The organism is Anaerostipes amylophilus (assembly GCF_025567365.1).
Classification (GTDB): domain Bacteria; phylum Bacillota; class Clostridia; order Lachnospirales; family Lachnospiraceae; genus Anaerostipes; species Anaerostipes amylophilus.
Genome location: NZ_JAOQJG010000003.1, coordinates 70,214 through 82,686 on the forward strand (window position 1 = coordinate 70,214; position 12,473 = coordinate 82,686).

10 protein-coding genes are annotated in these 12,473 nt (G+C 37.1%); 8 read left to right on the forward strand and 2 right to left on the reverse strand.

The features are described from left to right. Nucleotides 1–14: 14 nt before the first annotated feature. The gene (locus OCV53_RS04800) at nucleotides 15–1,355 is read right to left on the reverse strand and encodes a butyryl-CoA:acetate CoA-transferase (RefSeq protein WP_022375243.1); all 1,341 of its coding nucleotides are present in this window, start codon (nucleotides 1,353–1,355) and stop codon (nucleotides 15–17) included. Nucleotides 1,356–1,600: 245 nt separating this feature from the next. On the opposite strand from OCV53_RS04800, the gene OCV53_RS04805 reads away from it, so the two are divergent. The 5 genes from OCV53_RS04805 (at nucleotide 1,601) to OCV53_RS04825 (ending at nucleotide 6,650) form a co-directional block, all read left to right on the forward strand. Continuing rightward, complete coding sequence (locus OCV53_RS04805; protein WP_055196836.1) at nucleotides 1,601–2,986, forward strand: L,D-transpeptidase family protein; 1,386 nt, start codon at nucleotides 1,601–1,603, stop codon at nucleotides 2,984–2,986. 109 nt (nucleotides 2,987–3,095) lie between these two features. Then, nucleotides 3,096–3,650: a tRNA 5-(aminomethyl)-2-thiouridylate-methyltransferase MnmM gene (gene mnmM / locus OCV53_RS04810; RefSeq protein WP_242852117.1), complete on the forward strand. Its 555-nt coding sequence runs from the start codon at nucleotides 3,096–3,098 to the stop codon at nucleotides 3,648–3,650. A 72-nt stretch (nucleotides 3,651–3,722) separates the two neighbouring features. Continuing rightward, nucleotides 3,723–4,901 (forward strand): D-alanyl-D-alanine carboxypeptidase family protein, encoded by a 1,179-nt coding sequence (locus OCV53_RS04815; RefSeq protein ID WP_022375246.1) that lies wholly within the window; start codon nucleotides 3,723–3,725, stop codon nucleotides 4,899–4,901. 18 nt (nucleotides 4,902–4,919) lie between these two features. Continuing rightward, nucleotides 4,920–5,267, forward strand: a complete 348-nt coding sequence (locus OCV53_RS04820; protein WP_022375247.1) for an arsenate reductase family protein — start codon at nucleotides 4,920–4,922, stop codon at nucleotides 5,265–5,267. Beyond that, the gene (locus OCV53_RS04825) at nucleotides 5,268–6,650 is read left to right on the forward strand and encodes an aminopeptidase (protein ID WP_055196838.1); all 1,383 of its coding nucleotides are present in this window, start codon (nucleotides 5,268–5,270) and stop codon (nucleotides 6,648–6,650) included. Nucleotides 6,651–7,069: 419 nt separating this feature from the next. Here the strand turns inward: OCV53_RS04825 and OCV53_RS04830 are convergent, their stop codons facing one another. Beyond that, nucleotides 7,070–7,435, reverse strand: a complete 366-nt coding sequence (locus tag OCV53_RS04830) for a VOC family protein (protein ID WP_022375250.1) — start codon at nucleotides 7,433–7,435, stop codon at nucleotides 7,070–7,072. A gap of 163 nt (nucleotides 7,436–7,598) precedes the next feature. On the opposite strand from OCV53_RS04830, the gene OCV53_RS04835 reads away from it, so the two are divergent. The 3 genes from OCV53_RS04835 (at nucleotide 7,599) to OCV53_RS04845 (ending at nucleotide 12,445) form a co-directional block, all read left to right on the forward strand. Further along, nucleotides 7,599–9,068, forward strand: coding sequence for a L,D-transpeptidase family protein (locus tag OCV53_RS04835; protein WP_081019997.1), 1,470 nt, complete (start codon nucleotides 7,599–7,601; stop codon nucleotides 9,066–9,068). A 187-nt stretch (nucleotides 9,069–9,255) separates the two neighbouring features. Then, on the forward strand, nucleotides 9,256–11,667 hold the full coding sequence (gene leuS, locus OCV53_RS04840) for a leucine--tRNA ligase (RefSeq protein ID WP_055196843.1): 2,412 nt from the start codon (nucleotides 9,256–9,258) through the stop codon (nucleotides 11,665–11,667). 76 nt (nucleotides 11,668–11,743) lie between these two features. Further along, nucleotides 11,744–12,445, forward strand: coding sequence for an acyl-[acyl-carrier-protein] thioesterase (locus tag OCV53_RS04845; protein WP_055197196.1), 702 nt, complete (start codon nucleotides 11,744–11,746; stop codon nucleotides 12,443–12,445). The last annotated feature ends 28 nt before the right edge of the window (nucleotides 12,446–12,473 follow it).

The window sequence follows — 12,473 nt, forward strand, 5'->3', positions numbered from 1 at the left end:
CCTCTTTTGGAAGTTTATTTATTAGATCTTCTCCAGATATGAGCAGTTTCAGCATCTTTGATCAGCTGGTCTCTGAAGTCTGGATGAGCGATGTTAATTAATGCTTCAGCACGTTCCCATGTAGACTTACCTTTTAAGTTAGCCATACCATATTCGGTAACAATATAGTGAGCATTTGCACGAGTATCAGTAACGATAGATCCATTATGTAATGTAGGAAGGATTCTTGAGAATGTCTCACCTTTCTTATTTGTGAAAGTAGAAGACAAGCATACGAAACTCTTACCACCATTAGATAAGTGAGCACCCATAACGAAGTCAAGCTGTCCGCCGGCACCACTGATCTGACGAATTCCTGAAGATTCAGCACTGATCTGTCCATAAAGGTCAATATCTACCGCATTATTGATAGAGATAAAGTTATCAATGGATGAAATAGTAGCAATGCTGTTTGTATAATCAACAGGAGCACTCATGCATGCTGGGTTATCATTTAAATAATCATATAACTTCTTAGTACCTGCTGCGAAAGCATATGTCTGACGATAACGATCGATGTTTTTATTAGCTCCAGTAATCTTACCAGCTTTTGCAATATCAACGAACGCATCAACGTACATTTCTGTATGAACACCTAAGTCCTTTAAGTCAGATTCTGCGATCAGAGATCCAACGGCATTTGGCATACCACCAATACCAAGCTGTAAACAAGCTCCATCAGGAATCTGATCAACGATCAGTTTTGCAACTGCCTGATCAACTTCAGTCGCAGCTCCTCCGCCACCTAATTCATCGATTGCTGGATTATTTCCTTCAACGATCATATCAACTTTGGAAATATGGATTCCTTCTTCAAATCCTCCAAGGCAACGAGGCATATTCTCATTAACCTCAACGATAACGCATTTTGCTTTCTCAAGCATAGCAGCTGTATGAGATGCACTAGGACCAAAGTTGAAATATCCGTGAGCATCCATAGGTGCAACCTGCATCATAACGACATCAGTTTCTGGAAGATAATCACGATAGTAGCTTGGTAATTCAGAGTAACGAATTGGTGCATAGAAAGAGAATCCTTCATTGATCCATTTTCTTTCTAAACCACCCATGTGCCAGGAATTCCATGTGAAATGGTCCGCTGGATTTTCAATCTGAGTGATTGCCAGTGGGCGCATAACGATACCACCATGGATCTGGATATTTTCAAGATCTGGCATACGTTTTGCCAGTGCTTCATCTAAAGCTACTGGAGTTGTTACGCACCATCCATATTCCAGACGGTCTCCAGATTTTACAACCTTAACTGCTTCATCTGCTGTTGTTAATTTTTTTTGATATTCTTGCGTGAATGACATAATAAGTCCTCCTAAAAATAAATTAGATGAAATCTAAGTTTCATTGTTAACACACTAGTTATATTTTATCATTTTGAATGTGTAAGTACAAGAGAAAATGTTAAAAAATTATCAAAGTATCTTAAAAAAACCAAAAAAATTATGAAAATTGATTCTATAAAAATACATAAAAGTATAAAAAAACAGTAGTTATTTTAGAAAGATTGCACTATAATAGGAAGTTGTATTTAGGAGGGATAAAACAAATGGAAAATAAAAAACTAACATGGAAACATTATCTTGGAATTGCAGTTGTTGCGGTACTGGTAATCTATTTTGTGATTGGTTTTTACTTCAGTAAGAAATTCTTCTGGGGAACTAAGATCAATGGAATGAATGTTGCTGGAAAGACAGCAGATGAAGTTGTTGAGATTTTCAATAAGAATGCAAGTGACTATTCTTTAACTATCAAGGAAAGAAAAGGAAAGACAGAAACATTAACAAGTGATCAGGTTAAAACCAAGTTTGAAGGTGCCGATGAGATTAAACAGATTAAAGAAGATCAAGGATCATTTGGATGGATTAAAGGACTATTTGGTACAGAACATTATGACAATGTGACAATGTATTCTTATGATACAAAGTCTTTCAATAAAGCATATAAGAAACTAGATGCATTCAATAGTAAGAAGATGATCAAGACGGCGAATGCAAAACCAGTATATAAAGATGGAAAATTCATCATCCAGAAAGAAGAGGAAGGAACAGAACTTAAGGAAGATATAGCAGCAAAGAAGATTGGACAAGCTGTCAAAGATGGAATTCCTTCAATTTCTCTGGATAAAGAGAACTGCTATAACAATCCAGAATATACATCTAAGAGTGACAAGCTTGTAAGTCTTACAAAAGAGATGAACAAGAAGTTAAAAGGAAGTATTACATATAAATTTGGAAAACAGGTAGTTGTTCTTGATAAGAATACATACAGTAGCTGGTTAAAGACCAAGAAAGATTATTCAGGATATAAAGTAGACAAAAATGCAATGGAAAACTGGCTATTAAAATTTATGTATAAATACAATACACAGTATGGATGGCATAAGTTTAAAACACATGATGGACGTACAAAGAAGATCTATGGTGGACCATATGGATGGCGTATCAGTAAAGACAAAGAAATGGCTTCTGTAAAGAAGATGTTAAAAGAAGGAACAACAGAAACAAGAGAGCCATACTGGAGAGAAAAAGCGAAAGTCTATGATGGTGTTAACGGAGATATCGGAGATACTTATGTAGAAGTAGATATGGGTGCACAGACTGTTTATTATTATAAAAAAGGAAAATTAAAATTTGCGACAGCTTGTGTTACTGGTAAGCTTACAGCAGACCGTAAGACACCAGAATGTGTTGCGTATATTCTTTATAAACAGCCAAGTGCGACATTAAGTGGACAGGGATACAGTTCTGACGTTAAATACTGGATGCCATTCATTGGCAATGTAGGATTCCACTCTGCACCATGGAGAGGATCCTTTGGTGGAAGTGAATATGTTTCTAACGGATCTCATGGATGCGTTAACCTTCCAACATCTTCCGCAGCAACATTATACAAATTAGTAAGCCAGGGTGATCCGGTTGTAACATACTATTAATAAAAATACAGGGGAGTTTGCCAATAAACTTCCCTGCTTTTTTATTGTTGGTGGAGAATCCTTAAAAAACAGGACTCATTAATATAAGCAAATAAAAGGAAATAATGAAATGAGAATTACTATGACAGATTGGATCCATCAGGTATTGGATGGATATATCAAAGAAGGAGACTGCTGCATTGATGCAACGATGGGAAAAGGTGGAGATACTTATTATTTATGCAGTAAAACAGGAATAGATGGAAAAGTATATGCCTTTGATGTGCAGGAGGATGCATTAAGACAAACAAAAGAAAAGTTAGATAAGCATGAAATGAATGCAAAACTGATCCTGGATGGACACGAACATATGAAAAAGTACGTCAAAGAATCAGAAGTATCCTGTATTATGTTTAATCTTGGCTATCTTCCGGGTGGAGATCACCATCTTGCAACGAAGACAAACACAACGATTGAGGCAATACAAGCAGGGTTTGAGCTGCTAAAAACTGGTGGGATCATGAGTATCTGTATTTACAGTGGAGGAGATAGTGGATTTGAGGAACGAGATGGTGTACTTGAATACTTAAGTCAGCTGGATGATCGTAAATATTTTATTGCAAGACAGGACTTCCCGAACAAGAAAAACAATCCGCCAATGCCAGTATTTATCATAAAATTATAATAAAGAAACAATGGATTCCATATACTTGTATTATATTGAATTTTCGATGAATAAAAAGAAAGGTATGAGGATATGAAAACCATTGTTTTTGTTTTTTTATATATGATCATATGCAGTGTACAGATATATTCGATATCAGCAGACGAATTAAATTTAAATGCAAAGGCAGCTGTGATCATGGATGCTGAAAGCGGCAAGATTCTCTATGGAAAATCTAAGGACCAGAAAATGCCAAATGCAAGTACGACAAAGATTTTAACGTGTTTATATATTTTAGAACATTGTGATATTGAAAAGAAGGCTAAAGTTTCCAAAAATGCTGCAATACAGCCGAAAGTAAGATTAGGGGTTAGAGAAGGAGAAAGTTATAAAGTGAAAGATCTACTTTATGGACTGATGCTGGAATCTTATAATGATTGTGCAGTAGTGCTGGCAGAATACGCCGCAGGAAGTGTAGAAAAATTTGAAAAAAGAGTCAATCAGTTGGCAGGAAAACTTGGAGCATCCAATACACATTTTGTAACACCAAATGGACTGGATGGGACAGACAAGAACGGAAGGCATGAAACAACCGCACAGGATTTGGCAAAGATTATGGCATCTTGCATTAAGAATCAGCACTTCCTTGAAATTACACAGGCAAAACAGCATACATTTACGGATGACAGTGGGAAGAGAAGGTTTACCTGTAACAATCATAATGCATTGTTATCTACTATGCAGGGAGCTATATCTGGGAAGACAGGGTATACTTCGAAAGCGGGATATTGCTATGTCGGAGCAGTGAAGCAGAAAAATATGACGATGACACTTTCAGTTCTTGCAAGTGGATGGCCGCCACATAAAACCTATAAATGGAACGATGTAAGAAAGCTGGTCCAATATGCCACAGATCATTACGAGAAACGAGAGATTGTTGCAGATACAAGTAAGATCAAAGAGATTTATGTAAAAGATGGCTTAAAACAAAAAGTCTTATTAAAAACAGGAAATCTGAAAGTTTCATTTCTGGTAAAGAAAACGGATCAGATAAAGGTTGAGAGTATTTTGCCTTCATACGTTGATGCCCCTGTGAAAAAAGGGCAAAAGATTGGAGAAATTCGATATCTGGTCAATGGGAAAAGTCAAAAGGCCATACCTGTTTACACAAAACAGAACATAAAACGGAAAGATTACTGGTACTATTTTGAGAAAATTATTCAAAGATTTACGCTGACACGAGAATGTGCTATGATAAAACAGATAAGATAAATGCGAGGAGGCGAAACAATGCTGTTTTTAGAATATCCCAAATGTAGTACCTGCAAGAAAGCAAAGAAATGGTTGGATGAACATGGCGTATCCTATGAAGACCGCCATATCATCGAAGACAATCCAACCGCCGAAGAACTAAAAGACTGGCATCAAAGAAGCGGACTGCCGCTGAAACGATTTTTTAATACAAGTGGCATGAAATACCGTGAACTTGGATTGAAAGATCAATTACCAGAAATGTCAGAAGAAGAACAATATGAATTGCTTGCAACAGACGGAATGTTAGTAAAACGACCACTGATTGTAGGAGATGATTTCGTGCTGATTGGATTTAAAGAAGCACAATGGAAGGAGACATTATAGATGAATCGAGCAAATGCATGGACAACATATGAAGAAGCAGATTTAAAGGCGTTAGAAGAACTTTGTAAGGAATACAAAGATTTCTTATCCAATGGAAAGACAGAAAGAGAATGCGTGGCACAATCTATAGAACTGGCAGAGAAAGCCGGATATCAGGATTTAGAAGAACTGATCAAGAATCAGACACCATTAAAAGCAGGTGATAAAGTTTATCGCACATGGATGGAGAAAACGATCGTATTATTCCAGATTGGAGAAGATGCGATCGAAGACGGATTAAATATTTTAGGAGCCCATATCGATTCCCCAAGACTGGATTTAAAACAAAATCCATTATATGAAGATACAGAGATGGCATTATTAGACACACACTACTATGGTGGAGTCAAAAAATACCAGTGGGTTACACTTCCAATGGCATTACACGGAGTTGTAGTTAAAAAAGATGGAACAAGAGTCAACATCTGTATTGGAGAAAAAGACGAAGATCCAGTAGTGGGAATTACAGATCTTTTAATCCATTTATCAGGAAAACAGATGCAGAAGAAAGGGAATGTGATCGTAGAAGGAGAAGACCTTAACGTTCTGATCGGAAGTAAACCATTAAAAGACGAAGAAAAAGAAGCAGTTAAGAAACAGCTGTTACAGTTATTAGATGAAGAATACGGAATAGAAGAAGAAGACTTCTTATCCGCAGAGATTGAAGTCGTACCAGCAGGAAAAGCAAGAGACTTTGGATTAGATCGCAGCATGATCATGTCCTACGGACAAGATGACAGAGTCTGTGCCTATACATCATTAGCAGCTATGTTAAATGTAGAAGCAACAAAGAGAACATCCTGCTGCATCTTAGTAGATAAAGAAGAGATCGGAAGTGTTGGAGCAACTGGAATGCACTCTAAATTCTTTGAAAATACAGTCGCGGAAATCTTAGCCTTAACAGGAGATTACAATGACCTGAGATTAAGAAGAACCCTGCAGAATTCCTACATGCTATCATCCGACGTAAGCGCAGCCTTCGATCCAAACTATCCAAGTGTTATGGAGAAGAAAAACTGTGCATATTTCGGAAAGGGCTTAGTATTAAACAAATACACCGGAGCCAGAGGAAAATCAGGATCCAATGATGCAAACCCAGAATACATCGCCCAGTTAAGAAAGATCTTTGATGATGCAAAAGTAGCGTTTCAGACAGCTGAACTTGGAAAAGTTGACGAAGGAGGCGGAGGAACGATCGCTTACATTCCAGCAGCCTACAGCATGAATGTCATCGACTGTGGCGTTGCAGTTCTAAGCATGCATGCACCATGGGAAATCACAAGTAAGTCCGATATCTATGAAGTGGAAAAAGGATATGAGGCATTCTTGAAGAATTGTAGATAAAATTTGATAAGATATGTGAAGATAAGCTGATATCACAGAAATATGTGGTGTCAGCTTGTTTTAATATAGGGGGGATATGATATAGTATAAAAAATGGATATCTTTTGAAGATGGCCTGGGCGAATGTGCAAAGAGATGAATATAAGTTAGCTGAAATGGCATTAGATCAGCTCATCTTGGAAAATTTAAGATTTCCTCAATTCCAGCAGATTTATTTTTTAAGAATAATTGTAGCGGTAGGAGAAGGAGAGAAACAAAAGAAGCCAAAGATGGAACATTCAATAATACCGAAATAGTATCCAATACATTAAAGTATAAGAAGAATTGCTCTATCATCTGGCACAGAACCGTATGAACACGCGTTCCGAGCCAGATGATAGAGCAATTCTTCATTTATAGCCTAGATAGTATCAATCAATCTATTTCGCTGGAATGATCTCAATCCAATACCCATCCGGATCATTAATAAAATAAATCCCCATATCATGGTTCTCAAAACAAATACATCCCATCTTCTCATGAAGTGCATGCGCCTGATCAAAATCATCTGCAGTCAAAGCAAGATGAAATTCCTCATCTCCAAGATTATAAGGCTCTTTTTGATCACGCATCCAAGTAAGCTCTAATAAGAAATCAGAAGAGTGATCGCCAAGATAAACGATCTTAAAACTTCCATCAGAAGAATCCTTTTCGCGGACAACGTCAAGTCCTAAAGCTTCTTTATAGAATTTTAAGCTCTTTTCAAGATCTAAAACGTTAAAATTAAAGTGATTAAATTGAAACATAAAAACATCCTTTCTTATTGTACTGTAATCATTTGAAAATGAATAAAAAATGATTACAAATCTTAAAAAAAATTTAAATTTATCATATCAGCATATTTATATGTTTACAAGAAGAAAATGCAAAGATATAATAAAAAAGAACAGGCGGAAAGAAAGGAGCAATATGAAATCATTTAAATTAAGATGTAAAAAATTATGTGCAGTCGTATTAATGATCGTGACAGCATTTGGATTCTCATTTGCAGCACCAAAGACTGCGAAGGCTGCCAATACAAAGTATTGGATCAAAGTTAACAAACGGGCAAATGTAGCAACTGTTTATCAGTTAAAGAGAGGAAAGTATAAACCGATCAAAGCATTTTTGGTTTCCTGTGGAGGATCTAACACACCATCAGGTACTTTCTATACACCAGCCAAATATCGCTGGCAGACATTGATGGGACCAAGTTATGGACAGTATTGTACAAGGATCCATGGAGGAATCCTCTTCCATTCTGTATGGTATTATCAGAAAGATAAGAGAACACAGTCAACGGTACAGTTTAATAAACTTGGGCAGACGGCATCTCATGGATGTGTCAGATTATCAGTAGCAGATGCAAAATGGATCTATGATAACTGTGCACTAAGAACAAAAGTTACTGTATACAGCAGCAAGAACCCAGGACCTCTTGGTAAACCAAAAGGAATCAAAGTGTCAACATCCAGAAGAATGTACTGGGATCCAACAGATCCAGATAAGAAGAATCCATATCGCAAACAGAAAGCAACGATCAGTATTTCATCAAAGAAAGCTGCGACAGCAGAGTATGGAACTTCTTATAATATAAAATCTGGTGTAACAGCAAAAGATAAGATCACAAAGAGAAGTCTTACAAGCAAAGTTACATACGGAGTAACAAAATACAGCAATGGTAAGTATAAGAAGGCAAAATTCTCAACAAAATCACTTGGAACATATCGAATCAAATATGCTGTAAAATCTTCTTTAGGAGTTACAACAACAAAGACATTTACAGTGAGAGTTGTTGATACAAAGGCACCAGTGATCACAGCTAAGAATCGTACAGTGAATATCAATACAACCAATGCAGTCAGCGGTGTATCTGCGAAGATGAAAAGTGGTAAGAGTGTAACAAGCAGCATGAGTGTGAAGATTAAAGCACCAGGTGCAAGCAGCTACACAACATACAGCTATGCCAAAGCAAAAGCATACAAATTTACAAAAGCTGGAACATATTATGTACAGTATGTTGCGAAGAATGTGAACAAACCAAATCGTGCAGCTACAAAAACTGTTAAGATCACAGTTTTAGGTGATGCAGTGATCAAATCACCAAAAACAGTGACAGTGACAGTGAAAGATTCAGCAACAGATGATCAGATCAAGAAAGCAGTATATGAAGCAGTATATGAAGCAATTACGATCACAGACAATGGAACAACTGTAAAATCAACTGCAGCAACTGTAACAGTTTCAAAAGATACTGAAACAGGAGTTATTACAGCAACAGTTTCTTACAAAGGAAAGAATGGAAAGACTGTAACATATAAAGTTACAGTAACAGTAAATGTAGAACAGGAAGCCCAACAATCCGCAGAAGAGCAGACTGATCAGCCAGTTGAACAGTAATTATAATTTAAGAGAGGAAATGTATCTGGAAATGATGCATTTCCTCTTTATAATTTTTGAAGTTTTTTAGCAGGATAGTTGACACGACATTTCAGTATGATAAAATAAAAAAGATTAAAGAATTTATCAGCTGGCATAAGCAATAGGACAGTCAGCAAGAGATAGATACGGCTAGGAGGAATAAAATATGGCAACACCTTATAACCATAAGGCAATCGAACAAAAATGGAGAAAACACTGGCAGGAACATCCTGTCAATGTAAATGACGGTAAGAAACCAAAATATTACTGCTTAGACATGTTCCCATATCCATCAGGAAGTGGACTTCACGTAGGTCACTGGAGAGGATATGTGATCAGTGATGTATGGAGCCGTTACAAACTGTTAAATGGATATTATGTCATTCATCCAATGGGATGGGATGCATTCGGACTTCCAGCAGAGAACTATGCGATCAAGATGGGAACACATCCTCGCATTTCTACAGAAGCCAATATTAAGAACATCAAACGCCAGATCAACGAGATTTCAGCAATCTATGACTGGGATATGGAAGTTAACACAACAGATCCTGAATTTTACAAATGGACACAGTGGATTTTCGTAAAGATGTTCAAGAAAGGTCTTGCATATGAAAAACAGATGCCGATCAACTGGTGTCCATCATGTAAGACAGGACTTGCAAATGAAGAAGTAGTTAATGGTAAGTGTGAACGTTGTGGAGCAGACGTTACAAAGAAAAACTTAAGACAGTGGATGTTAAAGATCACAGCTTATGCAGATCGTTTGTTAGCAGATCTTGATAAACTTGACTGGCCGGAGAAAGTTAAGAAGATGCAGGCAGAGTGGATCGGTAAGAGCCATGGTGCAGAAGTTAACTTTAAGGTGGACGGAAGAGATGATGAGATCACAGTATACACAACTCGTCCAGATACACTACATGGAGCAACATTCATGGTATTAGCTCCAGAACATGAGCTTGCGAAAGAACTTGCAACAGATGAGACAAGAGAAGCAGTAGAAGAATATATTTATCAGGCATCATTAAAATCATCCGTAGACCGTATGCAGGATAAAGAAAAGACAGGTGTATTTACAGGAAGTTATGCGATCAACCCAATCAATGGAGCAAAAGTACCAATCTGGTTATCTGACTATGTACTTGCTGATTACGGTACAGGAGCGATCATGTGTGTACCAGCTCATGACGATCGTGACTTTGAATTCGCTAAGAAATTCAACATTCCTATCATCCAGGTTATCGCCAAAGATGGTAAAGAGATCGAGAACATGGAAGAAGCTTACACAGAAGCATCAGGTATCATGATCAATTCCGGAGACTGGAATGGAAAAGAATCTTCTGAATTAAAAGAAGAAGCACCAAAGATCATCGAAGAGATGGGAATCGGTAAGAAGACAACAAACTACAAATTACGTGACTGGGTATTCAGTCGTCAGCGTTACTGGGGTGAACCAATCCCTATTGTTCATTGTCCAGACTGTGGAGCAGTTCCGGTACCAGAAGAAGAATTGCCATTAACATTACCAGAAGTAGAGAAATACGAACCAACAGGAACAGGAGAATCTCCATTAGCAGATATCGAAGAATGGGTAAACTGCAAGTGTCCTGTATGTGGCAAAGATGCCAAACGTGAGACAAATACAATGCCTCAGTGGGCTGGATCTTCATGGTATTTCTTAAGATATATCGATAACAAGAATAATGAAGAATTAGTATCCAGAGAGAAAGCAGATAAATATTTACCAGTTGATATGTACATTGGTGGTGTAGAGCATGCCGTATTACATCTGTTATATTCAAGATTCTACACGAAATTCTTATGTGATATCGGAGTGATCGACTTTGACGAGCCATTCCACAAACTGTTCAATCAGGGAATGATCACAGGTAAAAATGGTATCAAGATGAGTAAATCTAAAGGAAATGTTGTATCTCCAGATGATCTTGTAAGAGACTATGGATGTGACTCCTTAAGAATGTACGAACTGTTCGTCGGACCACCTGAATTAGATGCAGAATGGGATGAGAGTGGTATTGACGGAGTGCATAGATTCTTAACAAGATTCTACAAACTCGTTATGGACCAGAAAGATAAAGGTGTAAAAGCTGATAAAGAATTATTAAAAGTTCGTCATAAACTGATTTATGATATTACAACACGTTTAAATAACTTCAGCTTAAATACTGTTGTCAGTGGATTCATGGAATACACAAATACATTAACAGCAATGGCTAAAAAAGATGGAGTTGACAAAGAAACTCTGGAAGATGCAGTTGTATTACTAGCACCATTTGCACCACATATCGCAGAAGAATTATGGGAAGCAATGGGACATGAGGATAGTGTATTTGCTGAGACATGGCCAACATATGATGAAGAAGCAATGAAAGAAGACGAAGTAGAGATCGTTGTTCAGATCAATGGTAAAGTCAAAGGAAAACTTGTCATTGCTGCAGAAGAAGATAAAGATTCTGTTCTTGCGAAAGCAAAAGAAGTTCTTGGAGATAAATTAAATGGAAACATTGTAAAAGAAATTTATGTACCAGGAAGAATCGTAAATATCGTTCAGAAATAAAATGATACAAATGGCGCAGATAACGATGAAAAGTGTCTGCGCTATTTTTTCACTTAAAAATCAGAAAGGTTATAATATGTATACATTTGACAGTAGAATCCGATACAGTGAAATCGATAGAAGCGGAAGGCTATCAATTCCGGCAGTAGTTGATTATTTTCAGGACTGCAGTGCTTTTCAGTCAGAAGAATTGGGTGTTGGAGTAGAATATCTTGCAAATAAAAAACGTGCATGGATCTTGAATTCTTGGCAGATCGTCTTTGAAAGACGACCAGAAGAATGTGAAAATATTATAGTTGGAACATGGGGCTCTGGATTTGATAAGTTCCATGCGACAAGGAATTTTATTATGGAGACAACAAAAGGTGAACGATTAGCGTATGCCAATTCAATTTGGGTATATATAAACACAGAAACAGGAATGCCAGTCCGACCAGGACAGGAAGAAATAAATGTTTACAAATTAGAAACTCCGTTAGAGATGGAATATGAACCAAGAAAGATCAAACTATCCAGAGAATGGGAAGACAAAGAAGCAGTAAAGGTACAAAGAAGTTGGATCGACAGCAATGAACATGTCAATAACAGCTGGTATGTAAAGACAGCATTTGAGCAGCTGCCCCAGGATTTAGAGGTCAGACAACTTCGTGTGGAATACAAAAAACAAGCATATGAAGGAGATATTTTATATCCAAGATATGCAAAAGAAGATAACAGAATACTGGTCAGCATGTGTGATGCGAACCAAAAACCTTATGCAGTGATCGAGTGCAGATAACGGAAAATACAGATACTTAATTAAAATG